Annotated in this window: 23 protein-coding genes; 5 read left to right on the top strand and 18 right to left on the bottom strand. The window is 42.2% G+C overall.

Features of this window, described 5'->3' with window-relative positions; genetic code table 11:
• Nucleotides 1–15: 15 nt before the first annotated feature.
• The 18 genes from FXV78_RS12335 to FXV78_RS12425 all read right to left on the bottom strand — a co-directional run bounded on the left by FXV78_RS12335 (nucleotide 16) and on the right by FXV78_RS12425 (nucleotide 17,060).
• The gene (locus FXV78_RS12335; RefSeq protein WP_004843366.1) at nucleotides 16–927 is read right to left on the bottom strand and encodes a conjugal transfer protein; all 912 of its coding nucleotides are present in this window, start codon (nucleotides 925–927) and stop codon (nucleotides 16–18) included.
• A 16-nt stretch (nucleotides 928–943) separates the two neighbouring features.
• Nucleotides 944–1,951, bottom strand: coding sequence for a bifunctional lytic transglycosylase/C40 family peptidase (locus tag FXV78_RS12340; protein ID WP_004843365.1), 1,008 nt, complete (start codon nucleotides 1,949–1,951; stop codon nucleotides 944–946).
• Nucleotides 1,948–4,149, bottom strand: a complete 2,202-nt coding sequence (locus FXV78_RS12345; RefSeq protein ID WP_004843364.1) for a CD3337/EF1877 family mobilome membrane protein — start codon at nucleotides 4,147–4,149, stop codon at nucleotides 1,948–1,950. The genes FXV78_RS12340 and FXV78_RS12345 overlap by 4 nt, the downstream gene beginning before the upstream one ends.
• Complete coding sequence (gene tcpF, locus FXV78_RS12350) at nucleotides 4,149–6,599, bottom strand: conjugal transfer ATPase TcpF (RefSeq protein WP_004843363.1); 2,451 nt, start codon at nucleotides 6,597–6,599, stop codon at nucleotides 4,149–4,151. The genes FXV78_RS12345 and tcpF overlap by 1 nt, the downstream gene beginning before the upstream one ends.
• Nucleotides 6,577–6,975, bottom strand: a complete 399-nt coding sequence (locus tag FXV78_RS12355; RefSeq protein WP_004843362.1) for a conjugal transfer protein — start codon at nucleotides 6,973–6,975, stop codon at nucleotides 6,577–6,579. Before FXV78_RS12355 ends, tcpF begins: the two co-directional genes overlap by 23 nt.
• A 116-nt stretch (nucleotides 6,976–7,091) precedes the next feature.
• On the bottom strand, nucleotides 7,092–7,595 hold the full coding sequence (locus tag FXV78_RS12360; RefSeq protein WP_004843360.1) for an antirestriction protein ArdA: 504 nt from the start codon (nucleotides 7,593–7,595) through the stop codon (nucleotides 7,092–7,094).
• A 17-nt stretch (nucleotides 7,596–7,612) separates the two neighbouring features.
• Nucleotides 7,613–8,116, bottom strand: coding sequence for an antirestriction protein ArdA (locus FXV78_RS12365; RefSeq protein WP_004843359.1), 504 nt, complete (start codon nucleotides 8,114–8,116; stop codon nucleotides 7,613–7,615).
• On the bottom strand, nucleotides 8,035–8,331 hold the full coding sequence (locus tag FXV78_RS12370; protein ID WP_004843358.1) for a hypothetical protein: 297 nt from the start codon (nucleotides 8,329–8,331) through the stop codon (nucleotides 8,035–8,037). The genes FXV78_RS12365 and FXV78_RS12370 overlap by 82 nt, the downstream gene beginning before the upstream one ends.
• Nucleotides 8,332–8,418: 87 nt before the next feature.
• Complete coding sequence (locus tag FXV78_RS12375; RefSeq protein WP_004843356.1) at nucleotides 8,419–8,727, bottom strand: hypothetical protein; 309 nt, start codon at nucleotides 8,725–8,727, stop codon at nucleotides 8,419–8,421.
• A 73-nt stretch (nucleotides 8,728–8,800) separates the two neighbouring features.
• A complete protein-coding gene (locus FXV78_RS12380; protein WP_004843355.1) occupies nucleotides 8,801–9,022 on the bottom strand; it encodes a hypothetical protein in 222 nt (73 codons plus the stop codon).
• Nucleotide 9,023: 1 nt separating this feature from the next.
• On the bottom strand, nucleotides 9,024–9,158 hold the full coding sequence (locus FXV78_RS12385; protein ID WP_004843354.1) for a DUF3789 domain-containing protein: 135 nt from the start codon (nucleotides 9,156–9,158) through the stop codon (nucleotides 9,024–9,026).
• Nucleotides 9,159–9,170: 12 nt separating this feature from the next.
• Nucleotides 9,171–10,367, bottom strand: coding sequence for a MobT family relaxase (gene mobT, locus FXV78_RS12390; RefSeq protein WP_004843353.1), 1,197 nt, complete (start codon nucleotides 10,365–10,367; stop codon nucleotides 9,171–9,173).
• 149 nt (nucleotides 10,368–10,516) lie between these two features.
• A complete protein-coding gene (locus tag FXV78_RS12395; RefSeq protein ID WP_009905022.1) occupies nucleotides 10,517–11,008 on the bottom strand; it encodes a hypothetical protein in 492 nt (163 codons plus the stop codon).
• Nucleotides 11,001–12,392, bottom strand: a complete 1,392-nt coding sequence (locus tag FXV78_RS12400) for an FtsK/SpoIIIE domain-containing protein (protein WP_004843351.1) — start codon at nucleotides 12,390–12,392, stop codon at nucleotides 11,001–11,003. The genes FXV78_RS12395 and FXV78_RS12400 overlap by 8 nt, the downstream gene beginning before the upstream one ends.
• Nucleotides 12,393–12,483: 91 nt before the next feature.
• Nucleotides 12,484–12,969 (bottom strand): DUF6560 family protein, encoded by a 486-nt coding sequence (locus tag FXV78_RS12405; RefSeq protein ID WP_004843350.1) that lies wholly within the window; start codon nucleotides 12,967–12,969, stop codon nucleotides 12,484–12,486.
• 86 nt (nucleotides 12,970–13,055) lie between these two features.
• Nucleotides 13,056–13,439 (bottom strand): YdcP family protein, encoded by a 384-nt coding sequence (locus FXV78_RS12410; RefSeq protein WP_004843349.1) that lies wholly within the window; start codon nucleotides 13,437–13,439, stop codon nucleotides 13,056–13,058.
• Nucleotides 13,440–13,454: 15 nt separating this feature from the next.
• Nucleotides 13,455–13,781: a YdcP family protein gene (locus FXV78_RS12415; RefSeq protein WP_004843348.1), complete on the bottom strand. Its 327-nt coding sequence runs from the start codon at nucleotides 13,779–13,781 to the stop codon at nucleotides 13,455–13,457.
• 234 nt (nucleotides 13,782–14,015) lie between these two features.
• The gene (locus FXV78_RS12425; RefSeq protein WP_009273766.1) at nucleotides 14,016–17,060 is read right to left on the bottom strand and encodes an SrtB-anchored collagen-binding adhesin; all 3,045 of its coding nucleotides are present in this window, start codon (nucleotides 17,058–17,060) and stop codon (nucleotides 14,016–14,018) included.
• A gap of 277 nt (nucleotides 17,061–17,337) precedes the next feature.
• Here FXV78_RS12425 and FXV78_RS12430 point away from each other — a divergent pair, with 277 nt between their 5' ends.
• The 5 genes from FXV78_RS12430 to FXV78_RS12450 are packed head-to-tail and all read left to right on the top strand — an operon-like array spanning nucleotide 17,338 to nucleotide 25,194.
• The gene (locus FXV78_RS12430) at nucleotides 17,338–18,693 is read left to right on the top strand and encodes a sugar transferase (protein WP_081448187.1); all 1,356 of its coding nucleotides are present in this window, start codon (nucleotides 17,338–17,340) and stop codon (nucleotides 18,691–18,693) included.
• Nucleotides 18,694–21,753 (top strand): fucose pyrophosphorylase domain-containing protein, encoded by a 3,060-nt coding sequence (locus tag FXV78_RS12435; RefSeq protein WP_004843344.1) that lies wholly within the window; start codon nucleotides 18,694–18,696, stop codon nucleotides 21,751–21,753. It abuts the gene before it with no gap.
• A gap of 24 nt (nucleotides 21,754–21,777) precedes the next feature.
• Nucleotides 21,778–23,241 carry an LCP family glycopolymer transferase gene (locus FXV78_RS12440; protein ID WP_004843343.1) on the top strand — a complete coding sequence of 488 codons (1,464 nt, stop codon included), beginning with the start codon at nucleotides 21,778–21,780 and terminating at the stop codon, nucleotides 23,239–23,241.
• A gap of 28 nt (nucleotides 23,242–23,269) precedes the next feature.
• Nucleotides 23,270–24,499: a DegT/DnrJ/EryC1/StrS family aminotransferase gene (locus FXV78_RS12445; RefSeq protein WP_004843342.1), complete on the top strand. Its 1,230-nt coding sequence runs from the start codon at nucleotides 23,270–23,272 to the stop codon at nucleotides 24,497–24,499.
• Nucleotides 24,499–25,194 carry a sugar transferase gene (locus FXV78_RS12450; RefSeq protein ID WP_004843341.1) on the top strand — a complete coding sequence of 232 codons (696 nt, stop codon included), beginning with the start codon at nucleotides 24,499–24,501 and terminating at the stop codon, nucleotides 25,192–25,194. The genes FXV78_RS12445 and FXV78_RS12450 overlap by 1 nt, the downstream gene beginning before the upstream one ends.
• Nucleotides 25,195–25,215: the final 21 nt, after the last annotated feature.

Consider the following 25,215-nt stretch of genomic DNA (forward strand, 5'->3'; position numbering starts at 1 on the left):
GTCTTTTTATATCATTTATTCTACAATCTTCCAGTTGCTATCCTTTTGTAGCACAAGTTCATACTGTGATACTTGTGTTGCCTTTGTCTGATTATCAATGAATTTTACCGCAACCTTGACTTTCACATTGTCCCCGTCCTTTGTAAAGATAGGGTTTACCAATTCAGAATAAAGATAGTCCCTGCCGATAGGTTCAATCACATTTCCCGATACATAGTAGGCAAGTTCTTTTTCTGTGGCTGTCGGGTACAGCTTAAAGAATGTTTCCAGAAATGCGGTAGCGTCATTTACCGTATCAGCGTCTACGCTTGTGTCTGTTTCTGGTGTCTTAGGCTCATAGTCTGATTTTTCGATTGCTGGTGCAAGGGTAGGGTTCTGAACGATTACCATATCCCCGTCAGCGTCCACATGGACTTTTACGGTATAGGTTGCCGTGACATTACTTGTCTGTTCTCCCTCTTTTATCTGCTGATCTACTTCGTAGGTAGCAGAAAAAGTGTCCGTTCCCGATTGCTCGATATGCCATACAATCACATCTGTAACTGTGGAGCTGGTCGGTATATCCGTTCTGATTGTATCAACATTCAAATCCTGCAATTCTTTTGTCAGATAACCGCTGATTGCCTGCGTTCTTGCTTCAATCGCTTCTTTGCTGTTATCCCATGTGTAATAGGACTTCGCAAAATTCTTCACGAAATTTTCAATCCCGTTGGTGTCCTGCAAGCGAAGTTCAATGATTTCTTTTTCATGGGTCGTGTGCTGGTCGATAGCGGTAAAATTCTTATACACTCCAAAGCTCACGCTTGCGATAAGCACCACCCACAACGCAATCACGGTTTTCTTATGTGTGCCTACCTTAACAGTACGCACCTTTTTTTCTTTTGGTTCTTTGATAGTTTCTGTCTGTTTCTTATTCTTCTTAAACATATTTTTCAAGTCCTTTCTATTGTTTTACTCGTCCTGCACCGATTAAGTGCTGTTGCCAGTAACTACTACTTAGGTCTGCATATCCTATCGGGTCGCCTGCATGGTACATCTGATTATTTCCTACATAAATGCCGACGTGGGTTACATACGAACCAGCGTTATAGGTAGAATGGAAAAATACCAAGTCCCCAGCCTTTGCCTGCGAGAGTGGAAGATGTTGGGTAGCGTCATACTGTGCTTGTGCTGTTCTCGGTAAGGAGATACCAGCTTTTCCATAACACCATTGCACAAGTCCGCTACAATCAAAGGAAGTGTTCGGGTTACTGCCACCATACACATATTTCCAGCCTTGATATTTCAATGCTTCATTCATAATCGCTTGTGCCGTCGCATTATCAAAATGTGCCACGGTCAGATATTGATTGACTAATTCCACATAGAACATATTTCCATAGCCATACCGCCAGCCCCCATTCTTTGCAACGGCTATCGGGTTGGTATAGGTTACTTTCTTTCCACCCGATTTCTCACGGGCGAAGCTCTCTGCAAGGTTAAAGGTATGTTTCTTTCCTTTTCCTGCCACATATCCCACATAGCCACCGCCATAGTTATAGGACTGTATCGCTACATTCAAGTCGTCGATACCTTGATTTTTGCAGGAAGAAAGCAGGGACGCAAAATACTTACACCCCTGCTTGATTGAGCTTTCCGTATCTAAAGAGTTGGGCGGTAGTCCCAGACTTTCTGAACTCTGCATAACATCTTCTGCCGTACCGCCACTTTCTACTTGAATGATAGCCAATAGCACATTGACATACTCAGAAATGCCGTATTCTCTGGCGTACTTTTCCACCATAGGCTGATGTTTCAAGACTTCTGCGGATAAGTTCATACCCGTAATGCCAGAAGAAAAATTGCTGTTTTCGTCGTCGCTGTCTGCACTAATGAGGACACCAAAGAAAAGCACCAGAGAAAAGAGGATAGGAAACAGACTGCCAATGAGAGCGATATGTTTCAGTTTCATTTTTTCTTTTGTCCTTTCTTCGTTACAAGGTTACGTTTTTTCTCTGTGGTCTGCTGGTTCTTTTGGACGGTCTGCGTCTGCTGAACCTTTATCCTGCGGTCTTTGGTGTAATTCTGGCGTGTTTCCTGCGATACTACTTTTTCTACATTCTGCCTATGTACTGTCTGCGTAGGTTGGGTCGCTTTTCTATCAGAAGCACCAGAAGATAACGGACGCTCTTTGATAACATTTGTCTTGACTGGTTCACTTGCTTTTGAAGTGGTCGCTGTGGCAGGGCGTTTGACTTCCTGCATTTTTTCCGCACTCGGCTTTGAAGCTGTGGCTGGTCGCTCATGGGGACGGGTAGCTCCCGTTGTCGCTGATCCGTCAGACTTTCGCTGTGCCTGCCTTGCTTCTTGTGCCTTTTGAAGCTCCATACGCTTGTCAGCGATATTTTGTCTATGTTGTTCCTGCTTTTCCAAGCGTCCCGTCTGTCTGTACTGCTGTTCCTGCACCATGCCACGCTTGAAGTCGGACACGCTGGACTTTGCCTTTTCCTTTGCGGAATACACCGCATAAGCGGTCTGTGTCGGCATATCCTTGATGTTTTCTTTGACAGCGTTTGCTTTGTCTTTCACTTTATTTTTCGTATCTAAGACAGCACCCACCTTTGAGCCTGCACGCTGTCCCATGCTGGAAGTGGTATTGCCCCGATTTTCTTTAGAAGCTGTATTTTTTCTTTCAGCTCGTTTATTAGCAACGGCACTTCCAGCCACCGCACCAGCCACACCGCCCGAAATACCGCCAGCACTTACCGCCCTTGCAATACGGTGTTCCATACGCCTAGCCCTATGTCGCATAAACAGATACGGTCTGCGGAATATCCTGCGTCCCATGCTTTGACTGTCGCCAGCATTAAGTGAGAACATACTCATTAAGTCGCCCAGCTTCATATAAATACCAGCAAAACACACTATCTGCAAGAACGCCACCATGAAAAACGGGTAGTCTGTGGAGATGTTATAAAACATACTGGAAATGCTGAACGCCACCGTTACAATGAGCGTTATTCCTGCCCGTGTCATTATGGTATTAAATACCCTCACGATTGCCTGCTTTGCCATGCTTTCATAGCTCGGTATCATGGAGAGTAAAAAACTGATAGGCAAAAACATTGCAAAGATAATAAAAAGTATCTGGCTGAACAACATCATGCCCGTAAGCAAGAATACAAATATCGTTATCCCTAAATTGAAGAACAGTAGGAAAAACACCATACCTAAACGGTTTACGACCTGCGGTATCGTCAGATTGTTGTTGTCGTTATCCTCAATTTCTGTTTTCACGACTTCCTCTCTGGTCTTGCCGTCCTCGTCCTCTGGGCTTGTTGATACAAGAGCTTCGACACGGTCTGTCCCGATTTCTTCTGCGTTGCTGTTACCGAATTGCAGAAGTAGCCACGGCTGTTGTACTTGAATAGAAAATAAGCTGTCCCGTATCAAGTCCACGCTGTCTTTGCCCTCGCTGTCAGAGTTGGGGAGCATGATTTTTGTTCCCAAGTCCAAAGAAGCGGTACTGATGTCTGATGAAAATTCATTTATCTTCTTGATATAGTCGGGAGCGTAGGCAATAAAGGAAGCGGACAGCACGAACACCACCACAAAGTTGATAACAGCGTGAAGTGCCTTGCTGGTTTCCCGTTTTATCAGTCCCGTATAAGCAACATAAAGTCCCACCACTAAGATAATGAGAAGCAGGAAACCGACATAAAAGCCAGAACTGGAAAAACCGTTCTGTGTTACGCCTGCAAGGGTCTGTATGCTTTTTCCGATACTGTCTGCCATATCATTGATGAAGTCCAGCTTATAGGCTTCCTGCACCACATAGCCCGTAGCATTGCTTAAATAAAGGCTTATCGTCCAGACAAAGTTGGTAATGCAGTAAAGCCCGTACTGCACCGATTTTCCAATCCCGTCCAGCCAGTTCCACGGCAACCACGACCAGCTATTATCCACATAAAAATCAAGCTGGTAGTTGGAAAGAGAATATTTTGAATATAGATTTTCTGCGTTTATGGTATCGTCCACAAGCCCCGTCGCATGAGCTACCGTCCCCAAAAGTGAAAGCAGGATAAGGGAGAGTGCCACGACAAACAGAACCATTTTGAGAAAGTGGAAAATCTTCTTTTTTTTGAACGCACCTTTTATCCTTTCTTTCATCACTCCACCTCATTTCTCTGTACGGGCGGTCTGGTATCAAAGGCGTGTAGCAGTTCTTCAAAGACGGGGTGTATCTGCACCACACCGACACGCCCGTATAAGTCCTGCAATAAGCATTGTCCGTTCTCCAAATCACGAAGCCGTTTCTGGTTGTTCTCGTCGTCCTTGTCGATACCGAAAAATTCTAAGGTCTGCTTTATCTCGTTGATGTCAGTAGAACGGAAAGCGAATTTTAAGCCGATATTGTTTTTCAGACTTTCCTTTGACACGTCGCCAGAAGATTGTGTAACAAAATAAACGCCTGCCTGCATAGCTCGTCCAGCACGAACAAGCTTATTTGATAAGGTTTCCCCTTGTGCCACATTTAAGAACGCCCATGCTTCGTCCAAATCTACAATCTTAAAAATACTTCTGTCCGAATGGATAAAATCAAGGGCAAAGGTGCTAATCACAATTAGCATAGACACCGACAATAATTCAATGGTCGTGTATTCCTCAAAGGTCGTGTCTTTATCTGGCAACACAAGGTCGGCTACTTGAATGATATTGAGCTGGTTATCCAGACTGATAGCATTTTCTACCGTACCGTCCGAAAACAGCAGATGTGCAAAGTCGTAGTCCGTGAAGCTGTCGATATGGTCTGCGATATTTCTTGATATGGGCGTATCTTCACGGCGTAGCTCGTCTATCACATGGAGCAAGCCCCGACTGTCGCTCTGGGTAACGGAACGAACCGCTTTACGAAGTACGGGGAATTTTTCGCCGTCCCTAGAGGAAATACCCGTAAGGAATGTCAAGATGTCGATTGCCAGACTTTCAGCGTCCTTAACATTCTTCATAATCACGAATGGGTCAAGAAGTCCTGCATTGTCCTTGTCGCTGGTAAGATTTACGATATTGATTTCATGGGCGATTTCTGGAAGTGTTTCTTTCCAGTTGCCACGCTCTGATTTTGGGTCTAAGATAACCGCTTGTCCCCCAAACAACACCGAATAATACACAAGAAGATTGTTGCAGAACGACTTTCCACCGCCAAGCGAACCGACAAAAGCAGAAGCAAGGGCATTTGTAACTGTGCCTTTTACGCCCTGCGAAGCTAAAGACGGTTGCAGGTACACATTTCTTCCCGTATCAACGGAATAGCCCATATAGATACCCGTAGTTTCCCCTAACTGCTGGGTCGCTCCAAAGCCAAGCCCTGCCAAGAAGTCTGATTTTACATACTGCACATAGTCATTGATATATCGCTTGCTGGCTGGAAGAAATTCAGAATGAAGCCCCAGCATATCCCCAGCAGGGCGCACCAGCTTTACATTGAGGTCATCGTAAAAGTCCTTGACTTCATCACAACGGCGTTTCAGCTCGTCAAGATCGGGTGCAGACACCCGTATCACGTAGCTTAACTTATACATACTTTCTTTGCTCTGGTCTAAATCGGTTTCCAGCTCGTCCACGCTGTCTAATGCGTCCACCACATTTGAGCTGGTTTCACTTCCTGCTTGATAAGCGTGATTGTCAAGGTCTTTCAATTCCTTTTTCTTATTTCTTACTGTGGTAAGAGCCTTTCTGTTCTCCACGATTTCTACATTCATAGAAGTATCAACGGGGAATGTGAATTGCTGTTGCTGGAAATAAAAGATTTCACTTGACGGAAAATCAAGCTCGCCAACAATCGCATTGACGGTAAAGTAGGACACATAGCTTTCCTTGTCCTCATGTTCCAATCGTAAATACCGCTGGCTTTCCTCAATCACACACCTTGTCGGACGGATAAGGTCGTAGTATTTTATCAGCGTTTCTTTCTGCAATTTCTTCTTTGGTAGCTGGTACTCATAATCTTCATAGGCGATACCGTCCCTGCCGTAAAGATGTTCCATGAGATACCCAAAATCGTTGATTTCCAAGCGACGCACCTTAAAACGACGGGAGATTTTATTTTCCAGTAACTTTTCCATTTTCATGTAACGGTTGATTTCATCATTCGGCATGGAAACAAAGTCATTCATCAGCGTGTAGTTTACTTCATGGAGAAATTCCTTGAATGTCAGCCACGCCGATTTTTTGATGTTCTTCAGATTAAGCTGTTCTTCTGTAACCATGAGCTTAAAGCCAAGAAAAAAGCGGTAGTCCACTTGATTGTCCCCAATCATAGATACTAACGCTTCGGTCTGTTCGTCTATCTTCTGGTAGGCAACTTCCTTTAATTTTCCCGTTACCAGTTTCTTTGACTGCTCCTGCATACTTCGTATGGAGCTTTCTGTGGCAATCTGCAACGCATGAATTTTACCCTCACGGGACTGTGCAATGAGCTGTCTGAAACTGTCATGCACGATAAATTTCTGCTCTGCGGATAAGAAAGAATAGTTGTACGGTATCAGCTCATAGTAGGCGAATACCTCATTGTCCTTGTTCCAGACAAGGTTATTGTCAATATATTTTATCGGGAACATAGTTCACACTCCTTACTGCCGTGATTGTTTCATTCAAGGTCTGCTTATGCAGTTTTACGGCTTTTCCTGCATAAGTGATTTTAGGTCGCAGGGCATAGGTTATCTGTGATTTCAAAAAGCTGTACGGCTTCTTTCCGTCAAAGGTTTTCTGCGACATGAACCAAGTGAGAGCAACGGGAATACCAAAGTATTTGAGAAATGCTCCCTCAATCATGGAAAGTGGGGGAATATCCCCAAACAGAATGATGATAAATTCCGTAATCACAAACCATGTAATCTGTGTAAAGGTAACGGGAAAGGGTAAGTTAAAGTCATTGATTGCATACAAGACTTTTTCCACGTTCCAGATACCCGTATAAGATTTAATCTTTTTCAAGTTCTTTCAGCTCCTTTCGTAAGTTTCTAAATGGAAAGGACAGCCATGTTTCAGACTGTCCCTTAAAGAGAAATACGCTGTCAGTAGCAACCATGCTTGTCGCTGATCTTCCAGCGTTAATATGGTATCTCGCACATACCTCGGCTTGTTTCAATAAAGCAACCACCCATATCCAAATCTCGCCCGTAGGCTTCATAGTCAATGTAGTTCTGTAAGCTGGGTGGAATGTCCCCAAGTGCCTGCAATTCGTCTATGTAGTAGTAGGCAACGTCTGTCATGGTTTCACAGTCGGGATAATAATAAATATCGTCCTTGTGTTCCACAACTTCTTCCAGCGTCCCGTAGTGGCTGATAAATTCGTCCAGACACTCTACGATATAGTCAGGAAGTTCCTCTATGATTTCATACATCTCATTGAGTTCTTCAATGGAAACATACTCGCCAATCGCAATGGGGAAGTTGTCGGTATCATGGATTGCGTATTCCTCATACTGTTCATTCAAGCCGATTTTTTCTTTCACATCTTCCTCGTCAATAGGAAAAGTGAACCAAGCACCGACTAAATAGCCCTCATTGTATTTGCCAAGATTAGCAATATAAACCGCCATATCATCAATCATAAGCACCACCTCATTTCCTACTCTGGCAGTTCAAAGATACCGTGTTCTGTTACTAAAAATTTCCCGTGTTCCTGCAAGTGAGAAGCATAGGCTTCAAAGTCAAAGTAATATTCTTGACAGTCCTCGGATAAATGCTTGAATGTCGGGTCATTCATCAGCTTTTGCCTTGCAACATCTATCATGCTTTTGCAGTCGGGATAAACCGTAATCACGTTTCTGCAAATATAAAGTGCTTCTAAGTTTTCATACACGGTAAGAAGTGCTGTATATTCTTCCTGCATATCGCTTGAAAGCTGGCGGTACATAAAATCTAGTTCGTTGAGCTGGTACACGCTTGTATGTTCGTGGACTTCATCAGCAAAGGGCAGTACCTTTTCGATAATGCGGTAATCTTGACTTTCTGCACCGACACCTAACTTTTCTTCAAACTCTGCAACATCTATCGGCAGGTCGAACCAGTATGATGTTGTTTCTTTGCCAGTTGTTCCTCTCGTTTCCACCAGCACCCTTGTTTCCTGCATTGTTCCTCACGTCCTTTCTGTTGTTTCATCACATCTTTTAAGCTCTGGTACGACATACCAAACACATACTTTGAAAAATCTTCTAACTGTTTTTCTTCATAATCGGCAGGGTTCAACCGTTTCATTTCCTGCCACACCTTACGCTTGTAAGAGGGCAGGTCGGAAATGTATTCACAGCCGACTTTTGCCTGCATATCCTTAAAAATATCGTTCATGTAATCACTCCAATCTGAAATTTTAGGTAAGAAAAAAGCAGTCAATCCTAAGACCAACTGCTTTGCATATAAATATAAATTTGTAAACTAAAATTTTCGGAAGTTTTTTTGTATTTTGTGTAGCCATAGTCCAGCAATACCAGCTATAATTGCCAAGAAAAAAACTGCGGTAGGAATAGAATGATTTTTTACTATAATCGCAATTACCCCAGATACTAAAATACCAATCCCTACGAATAAAACAGGTTTTCCTAATTCTTTTGCATATCCTTTTTTGTTATCAGTAGTATCAAATACTTTACCATGAACAAAAGAGTAATTTCCCTTTAATAAAGAAATACTCACGAATATAAGGATAGCAGAAACAAACCACATCATTATACTAAATCCTAACATAAAATATCACTTCCTAAAGTTGTATTTTTATATCCATATTATATCACCCCATTAACAACATCACAATAAAAATTTATGCACCGATAATCTTGTTGAATAGCTCTAACAGTACATCTTTCACACCGCCGGCGTTAAATACCAAACCGACAGCAATCAAGGCAACTACCAAGAAGCCGATAAGTTTGGAAAACTCACGCTTGAACCCTAAGTAGATACCGATAACCACAATCGCCATAAGCACCAAGCTCTGTGCGTTTGATAAAAACCATTGATACAAATTGTTTCCGAAATTCATGTTATTTGTCCTCTCTTTCTTCTAATTGTTTCATTTCACAGTCAGCTTCTTTGCCGACAGTCAAAATACACATCAAGACTATGCCGATACCCATTCCCAGAGATACCAGCAGGAAGTCTTTTAATAATATCCACATTTTTTATCACTCCTAACTTTCCACCAAATCTTTTGCAGGGGTCGTCTGCTGTTTGATTATCATTTCATGTTTTTCTGTGAGCTTTGCCTGCTGTTCGATTGTTTCCATGTAGTCTGTACCGTTTCCCTTATCAATTCTTTTCAGCATTTTCAAGGTCGGTGCTACCTGCCTTTGTACCCAACGCAATGTACGGTCTAAGGTGTAAGGCTCTGGCTTTGTCGTCAGCTTCAAGCTCTGTCTGTTATCGCCGATAAACCAAGCCCAGCGGTCATTGAGTTTCCAGTCATTTTTCCGCTTGTCTGGTTCTTCATCAACAAACCGCACATACTGGTTGATGATAGAAAAGGCGGTCTGCTCTGCGTCATAATAGGTCAGCAAATCCCGTACTGCATAATAGGCACGTTCATTGCGAAGCCGTATCTCAAAACGGTTGATAATATCAGCTTCTTCCAGCGGTGTCCCCAGCTTGACGTACTGCTCATAGTCCTTTTCATAGATACAGAAATACACATCTGATTTCAGCGAACCAAGATAAAGGGTGCGTCCCATATATTCTCTGTCGTCCTCTCTGTGCTTGATAAGCTCGCCCGACTGGTAAAACTTATAACTTCTGGACTTTCCGATATATTCCCGTTTCCTGCATTTTTCCGCAAGCTCTGGAATATCCAAAATGCCCGTATGGTCGTTGATAGCAAGGTCGATACGCTTCATCACGCCACCGTCTACCAATGCGTCCATGAGGAAGTCATACCAGCTTCTTTGCTGTGCCAGCAGGTAACTTTCAAACTGCCTGCAACCACGCCCCTTTAACTCTAAAAGGACACCTTTTTCCTCGTCAGCCGACGTATAGATAAAGATGTCCCCTAAAGAATAATGCTCCGTATAGCTGTAATGTCCGTAATCTTCATGGAGCATATAATTGATATTCAGTTTTAATATATCTTTGATGATGTGCTGTATATCCAGCGTGGGAAAACGAATTTTCACATAATCAAACAGCATGGTAAGCGGTGCTTCTGGATTGAACCTTGCCAGTTCTTTATACAGAGTTTCCAGAAGTTCCTTTGACGGCTTCATTTTTCCACTTTCTATCTTGTTGAGATATTCCCTTGTGATACCAGAAGCCACCGCCAGTCTGCCTTGTGAGATACCGTAAGCAATCCGCTTCTCCCGTAATTCTTTTATCCATTGTTCTTCATTCAGAACCATACCCCCAATCTATAAAGTGTGAAGTTTTTTAAGGCGACTTCACAGCCGATTTTTGTTAGAAAATCATGCCAGAAGCCTTATGTTTCCTATGTTTTTTGTCTATTGTCTATTTGTAAACGTACCCCTCTGTTAGATACCGAGGGGTTTTATCAGCGGACGGGACAAGCCCCGTCCGCCAAGAACGGAACTTGCGGTTGAGAACCGCAAAACCCGTCCTTGTCGTCCGTGTCTGTGTCCTGCTGTGAACCTTGTATGCCCTCATAGATAACCGCAAAATCTATTCTTTCATCTGAAAGTGCTTCTTTCATTTCTTCAGACAGCCCTTTAAGAAATACATTACATTGCAGACAAGCCTTATCTAAAACTCGAAATCGAAAATAGATTATCCTGCTTTCAACGCAATGTCTACTTTCCAACCTCATTCTAAACTTATGAGGAATGTTGATTTTTTCACGAATAACATCATCAATGATTTTATCTATCCTTGAATGAAATCGCAGATTTGGATTGACAGAATAATCTAAAAAACAATCTAACATATATTTCCTGCAATCCGTTGTAAAAATATCTGTATTCAAGCACAAACAGAGGTAGTTTTTCTCTGTGGGTGCGTGATAAACATTTAATGTGTCCTTATTCAATCACATCTTCCTTTCCTTGTTGTTCTGGCATGACTTGTCTTTCTTGTGCAAGCCTGCCGATTGTTTGTAAAAAATCATGTCCTTTGGGGACTAAAGGCGTGTAAAATTCGCTTATCACGCTTGTTCCCATATCACAATAGCCACGCCCCTTGATACGCTTCTGGAAAAACTGCTTTTTCACATCTGAACCGAACAGCATACCGTAACCTAATTCGCTGATACGCCCAAGTCCCACACGGAAATTGAAGTTATCTCTGATACCGTCAGAGAAATACTTTGCGTCTGGACGCTGGCAGGCAACGATAAGGAAATAACCTGCTTGTCGTCCTAACATAACGATTTTCTTTAACTGGCTAAGCAAGCCCACGCTTTCCTTTGTCCCCAGCATTTCAAAAAATGCCACATATTCATCAAAGATAAGAAAGCAGGGTGGCAGTCCCAGATAGGCGTAGTTTTCGCCCGTCTTATAGTTCGGGTGTTGCTTCATTTCCTCACTTCGCTGTACCATTCCCTCATAAAAGGCATTGACACAATCAATCATTTCTTCTTTGGTGTGATACACATTTCCCATAACTGTCCCTAAGTCTGCAAGGTCAGCGTTCTTCGGGTCTAAGATGTAAAGGACAGCGTTGGTATGCAGTAAGGCTTCAATAAGCGTCAGCAGAAAATAAGTTTTACCGCCACCCGTTCCACCAGCAATCAGAGCGTGAGGGAGTGCGTCATATTCCCAGACAAGATTTTTCATCAGTTTCAGACAGCCGTTTTCTGCCCGTACTTCATCAATGGTAATGCGGTTCGCTATCATATCATAAAGCAGGGTATATTCAATATAGCCGTCATGCAGGGTCTTGTCGGTCAGCTCACAATATAAGCCACTTTCCAATTTATCCTCTAACCGTAAAAGCTGGTCTTGATATTTTCCCAGCGTAATTTCACAGCGGATATGAAGCAGTCCCTTTTCCATTTGATAATAAATCTTTGGAAACCAGACGATTTTTTCCCTTGATCTGCTTTGCAGGTCAGTAAAAAAACCGCTGTCTTGTACGGTATCGGCTTCATACCACTTATTTTCCAGTACCATTCTTGCCAGCTTTTGACGGTGCAGGAGCTTCTTGAAACTATCGTAACAGAAGTGGTAATACAGAAAAACGACCAATGCACAAACACCAGTCGCTATCAGTATAGTTATGAAGTTGTAAGGGGAAAGCGTCAAGCCGTTCTCTAACAAGCTGAAATGTTCCCAATCAGTACGCATGAGCTGTTTGATATTCAGTAGCAGGAGAACCGCCACGAATACAAACAGAAGCGTTCCTATGGAAAAGTGGTAGACAAGGTGCTTGTCGCTGGCTCTGATACGGTGTCCTTTGTTAAAAATCTTTTGCATAAATCAATCACTCCTTTCTGGGTATGAAAAAAGCAGTCAATCCTAAGACTAACTGCTAAAATAATATAACTGTTTATTTGGGCGAAACGTATTAGAGTAAATTTTTCTCTTTTAACATTTCAAGAAATTCTTTATATCCAACACAGTCGCAAGAAACTGTACAAATTTTTTTGTTTCCTACAAATATTTTCAATCCTATTTGCTCTTTTTCTGTGCAACGGGAAATATCATTAAATGAAATTTCTCTTGTTCTTCCAACAGCAGGAGTAATACGCAAATTATTTCCGTCAATTACTACCTTATGTCTTTTTAATGCCCACGCACAAAATTCAATCAATAGAACAAAAATAGCAAAAACAACAGAGTGTCCCACCGTATTATCAAATCCCATGAACAATCCTAAAGCTATTGCAATTCCTACCATTATCAATGAACAAATATGACATACTGTTTGATAGGCGTGTGATACAAAAACAGTATTTGTGAATTTTTCTTTTTTAGTTGCTTTTTGTGTCTTATCTAATACGAGAGATATAATAGGGACAACGAATACAGCAAATATAATAGCTCTTATCATAAACAGCACTCCTTATAATTAAATTTTTCATACCCATATTATAACAGTTTTATATATCCGCTACAACGAAAATCTATTCAGCAAGCCTATTTTTTCGGCTGTCCCTGCGGTGTATGGTTCTGTGGACTGCCTACGTTTTGATTGCCTTTATTCTTCAATACAATATCCTCTGCCTTTACATACCAGTCCACATCTGCACCCGTATAGGTCTTTCTTGATACCGTATCGGCTACTGGATTGACAAGCTCCACAACTGCATTGTACGGAAATTCTCTTAACGGTACTTCTGGCGGTACAGACACGGGGATAATTCCACCATGCAAACTGCACTTCAAATCATAGATACGCTTTTTAAGCTGGGTACTCGGTGTCCCGTCCTCATTCTGTAAGAACACATCACGCACCGCTGTAAATTTTAATTCTCCAAATGTTTTCTCTTTGTCAATAACAAACCCGTTTGATAATCTCATAAATTCTTCACTCCTTTACTTTTCTTCAACTGCTACAATATCATCAGCAACTAACACATAATCGGTATGTCCCATATCCCCGATTGCATAACCTCTGCCGTATAACTTCGGATTGACAAGTTTTACTTTCTGTTCATACTTGAACTTTTTTTCGCCAGCCTGCACGGGAATTTCTACCACAACATTTTCGCCTTTCTGTACGTCAGAATAAAGGTTATAGCTTCGTCTTGCTAAGACCCTGCGGTTATTTTTATCTCTTTCAAAGACTGGCTCACTTTCGCCTGCAAATTCAAGAGTTCCAAAAGACTGTACCATATCTGGCACGACATATTTCATTTCCATATTGTTTTACCTCGTTTCTTTCTATTTTTGATAAATTGATTGTGATTTCTTATTCTGGCGGTTTGGGAAGTACCAGCAATCCCACAGATAGTAAAGGGTAAAATCAATGCTTACGCACCCTTGACTATCCGTGTTCTTGCAGGTTGTTGGCAGACAAGCCAGAATAAGCGGAAGTCTGCCGTTTGACAACTTCGGCGGAGAGCGTGATTTTTCTTTTCTCATACCGTTACCGCCTTATGATTTTTTCATTTTACGGCGTTTGTAGAAGAAGATACCTGCCAGTCCAGCACCAGAGGTCAAAAGAAGTGCAAGCAGTCCGTAAAGGTTTGTGTTATCGCCCGTTTTGGGACTGTCGCTCGGTCTGTTTGGCTTTTCTGGTGTCGGTGGTGTTTCGGGTTTCTCTGGTTCTTTTGGCTTTTCCTTAAAGGTAATCGTCTGTCCCTTATCCTCAATATCCTTATGCTCGGTAACTTTCTTCGGATCGTCTGGATTGCTTAAATCGTACAATTCTTCAAAAGTTACAAGCTGTTTGCCGTCAAGGGAAGTAGCGTCAAGGGTAAAGGCAACTTCCACTTTCATAGTTTCGCTGTCAGCAGTAAAAGTGTAATCACTTTCCACACGTTTCCCATTGATAAGAAGCTCGGCATTTTCTTTTTTCAACATCTGCCAGCCCACCAGTTTGTACTGTGTACCGACTTCTAAGCCCTCTAAGGTTACGGTATCAATGATTGTTACCTCTTTTCCAGCTTCAAGCTCTTTGTTGCCGTCCTTATCGGTAGCAGTCGTATGAATTTTGATGATACGCTCTGTGATAAGTACGGTCTGCCCGTCGTCCTCAATGTCTTTATGCTCCGCAACTTTCACGGGTTCGTCTGGATTGCTGAAATCATACAATTCTTCAAAGGTAACAAGGTTCTTGCCACCTAAAGCAGACGCATTGAATATATAGGAAATTTCCACTTTCATTTCTTCATCATCAGCGACAAAGGTATAATCGTTTTCTACACGTTTCCCGTCAATGATAAGCTCGGCGTTTTCTTCCTTTAACATCTGCCAACCTTTCAACTGATACTTTGTGCCTTTTGTAAGCCCGTTTAATTTGACAGTATCAACGATTGTTACCTCTTTTCCTGCAAGGATAGTTTTTTCGCCGTCCTTGCTGGTCGCTGTGGTATGGATAGAGATTTCTTTTTCGTATTCATCAGTCAACGTTCCTAAATCAATCACAAGGTTATTTCTTGATACCACGATTTCAAAAGGTGGGATAAGTTCAAAGCCTTTGTTACTGTCGCAACGCATTTCTTCAATGATGTAGGTATCATAAGGTAATGCACCCTTGCTGTCGTCTGGTTCAGAAGTTCCAAACCACACACCGTCCTCGCTGGTCTTGCCTGCGTTGGTATTGTGCTTATGCGAAGCCCATTCAGAAGAAGTGGAAAACTGCCCGTTATCATCAGTTACAACTATATGATTTTCGCCCGTTGTCTTGCTTGTGATCCTAAAAGGAACATCAGCAAGACGCTTGTGTGTGCCTGCACCGATTTTTACACCCTCAATATCTCCACGCTTAATCTGATTATAGATAGAATGGGCTTCGTCGGTTAAGTCCACGATTTTTCCATTTTCTGTGATTGTAAAATCAATCGGTTTTGCACCGTCTGTCAAATATCCGTCTGGTGCTTCGCTCTCAACGATACGGAAGTTTCCATAAGGTAAAAGGTCAGCAGAAGTAGAAGCGATACCCTCAATATCGGTACGAATTGTCTTTACCACTTCATTTTTCTTATAGAGCTTGCCCTCAACCAATACTGCATTATCATTTAAGGAAATGATGTCAAAGGCAGTATCTTTTAAAGTTGCACTTCCTTGTGGTTTGGTATCGCCCGTTTCTAAATCTCGTTTCTGAATTTTCACACCGCCACGGATAACCTTATCTGATACGGAAAACTGGTTACTTCCAGATAATACGGCAAGGTCGCCGTCCTCGGTAATCTGTGTAAGGTATAAGTCTTTTATCTGTTCGGACTTATCGCCAGCCTGCATATATGCACCGTCTAACAAGTATCCGTTTGGAGCTTTTGTTTCTTCAACGGTTAGCGTTCCAAGTGGAAGAACCGCTTTACCGTCCTGCATATAGAAGCTATCGCCAGATACTTTGTATGCGTCCGCAAATTTTGTGATGTAGTGGGTTGACCCGTCGCTGTCTGTTTCAGCGATTGTCTTTGTAACCCATGTACGAGTAGCTTCGGCAGGGAGATTGTCTTTATTATAGAAGCCTGCATAATACTTCCATGTAAATTCCGCACCTGCTAGAGAAGCGTTCCCCTGCGGATTGTCTTTCTGTGTTTCCATATCAATCTTGAAAAGCTCAATCAACGTGTCCGTTACTTTTGGTGTATCAGATACTTTCAAAGTCGCTGTTTTTCCAGCTTCAACTTTTAAGGAATATATAGTTTTATCTACTTTATATCCTGCTGGTGCGGATAATTCCTTGATATAGACTGTGCCTGCTTTTACCTCTACAACATCTGTATTTCCGTTTTCATCAGTCGTAAGAGTGGCAAGCTGTTTCGTGCAGTTCTTATCAGAAAAGACACCGTATGTTGCACCAGCGATAGAGTAATTCCCGTTACCGTCTGTAATGCTGGTATTACTGGTAGCCTTTTTAAGTTTCGCATTTCCGATATTTAACTTCGCCCAGAATTGCCCCAATTCCTGCCCCTCGCCAGAGTAGATATAACCGCCACATTCATAACGTCCTTTATTTTCTTTGACAAAGGCTCTTGCACCAGAGAAAACTTCGTCCTGCGTTGCCTTTGGAATTTCATCATAAGAAGCTCTCACGTTGTCGCATTGCCAGCCAAGATGTACGCTCAATCTCTGCCAGACAACAAGCTGTCTTAAAAGGTAGGCGTGATTGTTGCTTATTCCGCTGTGGCTGTCTGTGTACTGTTTCACATATTCGATAGATAAGGCAACGTCGCTTATCTGGTCGGCACTCATACGGGTGCTTGCGTCAATTCTGGTCTTGTAGCCATTCCTAAAATCTGTGTTAATGTCGATACAGTAAGCGTCCTCGCCCTCGACGGTCAAATGTCCCTCGTTAAAAGTAGAACCAATCGAACCGTCATTCATTACTTTTTCAACGATACCGACACGCTCTTTTGACTCCGTCCAGTATTGCTTGCTTTCTGCATGAACGGGTGTCGTCGGTAAAGTAGTAACGACAGTTGCAAGAGCTAAGAAGCCAGTACACAATCGTTTTAACATCTTTTTCATAAATCTAATGCTCCTTTCATTTTGGGTAATAAAATAGCCGTCCAATAAGAACGGCTGGAAATAGAAAAGGAACGTCATGTTAGGCGTTCCATAGTCTATAAGTTATTCAATTTTTTCTTGTTTCAATACTGATGTGTTGTACCATATCTTTGCATATCTAGGAAAACTTGCGTATCAAGGCTCATTCGTTAGTAGTAAATAAGTAGTAAATTGATGTGTTTGTTTCCTTGAAAATGCTGATAGATACTGTGTTTTAGCGGATAATCAGATTTTTATTGTGTTTTTAAGTGCAAATTATATTAGAAATCGTAGATTTTGGTATGAAAACATTGACATAGAATTGTCTACCGCAATATTGTACATGATCTTGCTTTATTTGTTGCTGGCCTTTTTGAAAAATTCAAAACAGGATTTTTTCAAACGAGGACCATGGGAAGAGCTGGTGGAAGTAACTGCTAAGGTGACACAATATACAGCACTTTTGATTGCAAGTATGTTTTGTTTTAAAATTGCATCCGAAATTTCGAGAATCGCTTTTTTCTTATTTTACTTTTTTGCGATTACCCTTGTTTTTGTATTCAGAAGTATTTACAAAGGGTTTTTATTGCATGTTGCCAAAAAAAGTATCAATACAAAGCGTCTGGTCATCTTGACAATGGCTGAAAATGTAGAGGAAATAAAAAAACGTCTTGGCATGGACGAGATGTGGAACTATCTTTTAAAAGGTTTGATCCTGCTGGATGTGCCGGACACAGCAGTTGGAACAGAATGCTGTGGCATTCCGATTCTGGGAAATTATAACAATATGTATGACTGTGTCACTCAAAGAGTTGTGGATGAAATCTTCATTCATATTCCCTATTCGGAAGGGATTCATGTTGCCAAGGCAATCGAACAGTATGAGGCAATCGGAATTGCTGTGAATTTGAATCTTCAGATTTATGATGTGAATTTAAAATGCAAATCCAAAGAGTTAAGAGCTTTTGGGGATTATTATGTAATCACATTCAAAGAGAGCGTTTCCAGTCTGAAAATGAGAGCTGTTAAGCGCATGATGGATATTATAGGTGCAATTGTCGGACTTATTGTCACAGGAATTGTGACTGTATTTCTTGCGCCTGTCTTGTTGGTGGAATCACCGGGGCCGCTTATATTTTCACAGGTGCGGGTAGGACTGAACGGAAGAAAGTTTAAGATGTATAAGTTTCGATCTATGTATAAAGATGCAGAAGAACGAAAAAAGGAACTGATGGCACAGAACGAAATGAAAGGCCTGATGTTTAAGCTTGAAAATGATCCGCGTATTACAAAAGTTGGGAAGTTTATCCGAAAAACAAGCATTGATGAGCTTCCACAGTTTTGGAATGTGCTGAAAGGGGATATGAGCCTGATTGGAACAAGGCCGCCAACTCTGGATGAATTCGAGCAGTATGAAACATTTTATAAAAGAAGACTCAGTATCCGTCCGGGGATCACGGGAATGTGGCAGGCCACAGGCCGCAGTGACATTACAGATTTTGAAGAAGTCCTGGCGCTTGATCTGGAATATATAGACAACTGGTCATTGGGGTTGGATATGAAGATTTTGTTAAAGACAGTGTTTGGAGTGTTCGGAGGAAAAGGAGCAAAATAAATGCAAAATCAGATGAACAAATATCGAAGATTGAAAAATCTGTTTTTGAGGCAAAGCTATCTGGATGCCTGGGAAGATTATCAAAGAAGTATTTTGAAAAAAAGTTTTCCGAAGTGGGATTATATTGTCCTGACAGCGTCCAATGAAGAGCAGGGAAAGGCGTTCCAAAAGCAGATAGAATATAGAAGTGAAAAAGGTGTGCTGCCAGACGCCACAAAATTTCTGGTAATTCCAGATCCGGATGGAAAACGGATTGGTTCCGGTGGCGCAACGCTGCATGTTTTGCGGACGCTTTCTGAGCGGGAAGGATTTTTGGGGGATTTTCATGGAAAGAGAATTCTTGTGATACATTCCGGCGGAGACAGCAAACGTGTTCCGCAGTATTCCGTATGTGGAAAATTATTCTCTCCGGTGCCAAGGGAATTGCCGGATGGAAGAGGATCTACGCTATTTGATGAATTTCTGATCGGAATGTCAGGAGTCCCGTCCAGATTTAAGGAGGGGATGCTGGTGCTTTCCGGAGATGTGCTGCTGTTGTTCAATCCGCTGCAGATTGATGCACAGTTTTCAGGTGCTGCAGCTATTTCTATGAAATCACCGGCTGAGATCGGGAAAGATCACGGCGTATTCTTAAACGACGGAACGGATCACGTCAAAAAATTTTTACATAAACAACCTCTCGATACACTTTTGAACTTAGGCGCTGTCAATGATCAGGGAAATGTAGATTTGGATACAGGCGCAGTTTTGTGTGATGCAAATCTTGTATCGGCATTATTTTCATTGATCTCAGACCACGGAGAGGTAAATGAAAAAAAATATCAGATGTTTGTCAATGAACAGTCAAGAATTAGTTTTTATGGGGATTTTTTATATCCTCTTGCGTCAGATTCCACACTGGAACAGTATTATAATGAGCAGCCGGAAGGAACTTACTGCGAAGAGCTGATGGTATGCAGAAAAAAAATCTGGGAAACACTTTGTAAATTCCAGATGAAATTGGTGTGCCTGTCGCCGGCAGAGTTTATTCATTTTGGAACAACAACAGAACTTCTGAAATTATTGACAGAAGAGATCAATGATTATGAATTTCTGGACTGGAGACCCAACGTATTTACCAATACACAGAGAGTGGAAAGCGCCATCCATGACGGGCTGCTGGAAAAAGACGTGGTACTGGAAGACGGATGTTATATTGAGAGCAGCTGGCTTGCAGGCAGTACGGTCGTAAAAAGGGGGGCAATCGTATCCCAAATGATCCTGCAGGATATGACTGTGCCGGAAGACACCGTGTGGCATGGGATCCGTCTGAAAGAGCAAAACGCATATCTTGTGCGTACATATGCAGTAACGGATAACCCGAAGAAGACCCTGGAAGAAAACGCAGGATTTTTAAAAGGGACATTGCAGACGTTTTTAGAAGACAACGGGTTATGTACAGATGATCTTTGGGATACACAGGATCATTCTCTTTGGAATGCAAAGCTTTACTCTGCACATCCTGCACAAGATCAGGCGGCCGAGGAAGCGCTGCTTTTGTGGAAGATGAGCTGCAAAGAGGCAGACGAAGAGGAAGTTTGTGCATGGAAGGCAAGAAAACGATATAGCTTGTGTGAATCTTTTGCACAGGGGGATACTGCACATTTTGTAGAATGGAATGAAGAACTGGAAAACAGAATCCTGATTGAACGCTTTTTAAAGGCACTAAAAGGCGGAGAAAATTATATCGCGGCATTGAAAATCTTCGGTGAAGAAGAATTGAATGAAAAGCAGTATGAAATTTTGATGGAAAAAGCAGATCATATGGAATTTTCAGAGAAAATCAGAGTGCTCTATGCAATTTCACGCTCCATGAAATATCAGTCAGTCACATTTCATGGTGCTTCATATGATCTGGTGGAACAAAAATGTTTTTCAGAAATACAGAAGATGTTGTTTCAGAAAAGTTTTATTCGTCATGCGGCAGATTATAAGATCGCAAAAGAAGTAGTACAGATAAAACTTCCGGTCCGGGTAAACTGGGGCGGCGGCTGGACGGATACTCCGCCATACTGCAATGAAAACGGAGGAGTAGTTTTAAATGCACCGATTTTACTCAAAGGAGAAAAGCCAATTGAGGTGGAAATAAAAAAGATCCCGGAATATCGAATTGAATTTGCAAGTCTGGACTTTTATGCATATGGAAAAGCGGAAACGGTGGAAGAAATTCAAGACTGCCATAACCCATATGATTCATTTGCGCTACATAAAGCAGCCTTGATCGCCTGCGGAGTGATTCCGCTTGATGGACATGCAGAGCTGAGAGAAATTTTGAAAAAAATGGGCGGAGGCTTTTATCTGTCCACCAAAGTTTGTAATGTACCGAAGGGGTCAGGACTTGGAACAAGCAGTATCCTTTCCGGGGCCTGTGTGAAAGCCATCGGAGAGTTCCTGGGGCAGAGCTGGTCAGACAGCCAGGTGTATGAACTGGTCTTGAATATGGAACAGATTATGAGTACCGGCGGCGGATGGCAGGATCAGGTTGGCGGCCTGACTCCGGGAGTAAAATATATTACTTCACGTCCGGGGATCCGACAGAAAATACATGTGACTTATCTGGAATTGGATCAGGACACCAAAAAAGAACTGCAGGAGAGATTTGTACTGATCTATACGGGACAGAGGCGTCTGGCAAGAAACTTGCTCAGAGAAGTTGTTGGAAATTATATCGGCGGAAGAAGAGAATCGATCGAGGCTTTAAAAGAAATGAAACGCCTGGCAGTGCTGATGCGATTTGAATTGGAACAGGGAAATATCGATGCATTCGCAAAGTTATTGAATGAACACTGGGAAGTATCAAAGCTGCTGGATCAGGGATCTACCAATACCTGTATTGATCAGATCTTTGAGTCCTGCGAGGACATGATCGATGGAAGGTTTATTTCCGGTGCAGGCGGCGGAGGATTTCTTCAGGTCATTCTGAAAAGAGGCGTTACCAAAGAAGCACTGCGGGAACGATTAAAACAAGTGTTTGAAGATTCAGGCGTAGATGTTTGGGAGACGGAATTTGTCTGGGAATAAAATGCAAAATGAGAGGAAAGAAAAATGAATTATATCAGCAGAAAAATAGGATTATGCATATGTGCAGTACAACTGATCGCATCGGCAGTGTTTTTTGTAGCGCTGTGGCTTATGAATTTATTGCCGGCAAAATATGTCACAATAATCGGACTGGTACTTCTGCTTTTCTTTGTATGCGTGGTATCCACGCAGCTTCTTTCTAAAAAGAAGGGAATTGCGGGAAAAGTAATCAGTATTTTATTAAGCATTGGGCTGATTTTCGGATCCTATTATATTTTTAAGACAACAAATGTAATTGAAAATATCAGTGGCGGAGATACGAAAGTCACGAAAATGGTGGTAGCGGTCAAGGAATCGGATCCGGCTGAAAAACTGGAAGATGCAGCATCGTATCAGTTTGGTGTGCAGTACGCATTGCAGCGTTCGGATGTGGAGGCAGCAGTTGCAAATATCAATGAGAAACTGGGAAGCCAGATTGCGGCCGTGGAGTATGGATCCGTTGCAGAACAGGCAGCAGCACTTCACAGCGGCGAAGTTCAGGCAATTATCTACAATGATGCATACAGCCAGATGTTGGAAGAAGGGCTTGGCGAGGAACAGGAAAACTTTAAAGTCATCTATACATATGAAGTGAAATCGAAGGTAGAAAATAAAGCAGCACAGGTAGAGGTAAAAGATGAGACATTTACCGTGTACATCAGTGGAATTGACGTGTACGGTGCGATTGAAACGAACAGCAGAAGTGATGTGAATATTCTGGCAGTCGTCAATCCAAATACACATCAGGTACTTCTGGTGACAACTCCGAGAGATTACTATGTGCAGATTCCGGGAATTTCCGGAGATATGCGGGATAAACTGACACATGCCGGAATTTATGGAGTGGATGCGTCCATGTCTACGTTGGGGCAGTTGTATAATACAAGCATTGAGTTCTATGCAAGAGTGAACTTTACGTCTCTGGTAGAAATGGTGGATGCACTTGGTGGAATCGATGTGATCTCAGAACAGGCATTTACAACAAGTGATGACAGTGGACTGGTTATGGATGTAATCCAGGGAGAAAATCATTTCAATGGAGAACAGGCACTGGCATTTGCAAGAGAACGGCAAAATGTGGATGGCGGTGATTTCCAGCGTGGAAGAAATCAGCAGGCTGTGATCACAGCGATGATCAAGAAAGCAATTTCACCGGCAATTTTGACCGGAGCGAATGGTCTGCTTAACAGTGTCAGTGGAAATGTAGATACAAATATGTCAACAGAGCAGATTCAGACATTGGTTAAAAATCAGCTTTCAGAAGGCGGAGCATGGAATATCAAATCGATGTCTGCAGAAGGAATGGGAGATACACAAGAGTGCTTTTCCATGGTGGGAACACCACTGTATGTCACACAGCCGGATCAGAATTCAGTGGCAGCGATTCAGACAGCAATTGCTGCAGTAAAAGCCGGAGAAACATTTTCGGATTCAGAAATCGCACAATAAAGAATTGTGAGAAAGGACAGCGCGGTAAATGATGAGCAACAAGATAAATGTACCGTTTTCGCCGCCGGACATTAAAGAGGAAGAAATACAGGAAGTCGCCAGAGCTTTGCGAAGCGGATGGATCACAACCGGACCAAGGACCAAGGAATTTGAAAAACAAATTGCAGAATCTGTTGGAACAAAACGGGCAGTCTGTCTGAACTCTGCAACAGCATGTATGGAAATGGTACTTCGTGCAATGGGAATCGGTGCGGGAGATGAAGTGATCACAACTGCATATACTTACACAGCAACCTGTAGTGCAATTTGCCATACAGGGGCTGTGCCGATCCTTGTGGATACTTTGCCAGATTCCTATGAAATGGATCCGCAGAAGGTGAGAGAAGCTGTTACGGAGCGAACAAAAGCGGTTATTTGTGTAGATCTTGCAGGAATTGTGTACAGCAAGTACGATGAGATTTTTAAAATAGCAGAAGAGAAAAGAGCACTTTTTCATGCAGGCTGCGAACGGCAGAAAAAACTGGGCAGGATACTGGTTATGGCGGATGCGGCACATGCATTTGGAGCATCACACGAACATAAGATGTGCGGCCAGATCGCAGACTTTACCTGTTATTCTTTTCATGCCGTGAAAAATCTGACGACAGCGGAGGGCGGTGCCCTTGTATGGTCAGAGCAGATCGAACAGGCGGGGATAGACGGAGAGGAACTCTATAAAGAATTTATGCTGCTCTCCCTCCATGGACAGTCTAAAGATGCATTGGAAAAAACAAGAGCCGGAGCCTGGGAATATGATGTGATCGCACCTTACTTCAAATGCAATATGACAGATATTACAGCGGCCATCGGCCTGTCACAATTGAAACGTTATCCGGAAATTTTGCATCGAAGAAGAAGTATCATAGAAAGATATGATGAAGCATTTAAGCAGTACCCGATTCAGGTTTTGAATCATTACGATACGGACCATATTTCCAATGGACATCTGTATTTGACAAGATTGCCGGGAAAGACAAGAGAAGCGTGCAATCAGATCATTTTGCAGCTTGCAGAGCAGGGAATTGCCAGCAACGTGCATTATAAGCCGCTTCCGCTATTGACGGCTTACAAGAATATGGGATTTCAGATGGAAGATTATCCCAATTCTTATCGGATGTTTGAGAACGAGATCACACTTCCGCTGCATACGTGTTTAAGTGATGAACAGGTTTCGTATGTGACTGAAAAATTTACAGAAATATTGAGGAAAAATCAGTAATGATAAAATGGGAAAACTTACCGGAGCGAATCAAAAATGAAAAAACTTATCCATATTATGAACTGCTGCAGCAAAAGAAAATACAAATTTTATGGAAAAGGGTTCTTGATTTTTTTTGTGCGGTTGTTTTGACTGTACTCCTATCTCCGGTGATGCTGCTGATTGCAGCGGCCATTAAACTGGATACGAAAGGACCGATCTTTTACAGGCAGACACGTGTCACCAGATATGGGATGACCTATCGAATTTTTAAATTTCGAACCATGATTACAGGTGCAGATAAAAAGGGGCCGCTTGTCACCAGCAGTCAGGACGATCGTGTGACAAAAGTTGGAAAACTGTTACGAAAAATTCGTCTGGATGAACTGCCGCAGCTGTTGAATGTGTTAAAAGGTGAGATGAGCTTTGTGGGAACACGGCCGGAAGTTGAGAAATATGTCGATCAGTATTCGGAGGAGATGATGGCGACGCTGTTTCTCCCGGCAGGTATTACATCCTATGCAAGTATTATGTATAAAGATGAAGATGAACGGATTGGCGCATATCAGAAACAAACCGGAAAGAGTGTGGATGAAATTTACAGAGAATATATTCTTCCGGAAAAGATGAAGTACAATCTGAAATATCTGAAGGAATTTAGTATCTGGAGAGATATGAAGCTGATGCTGATGACAGTAGCAGCGGTTTTAAAATAGCAGTTTGGAAGAGGAATGAGA

It is taken from the genome of Mediterraneibacter gnavus ATCC 29149, assembly GCF_008121495.1.
Lineage (GTDB): Bacteria > Bacillota > Clostridia > Lachnospirales > Lachnospiraceae > Mediterraneibacter > Mediterraneibacter gnavus.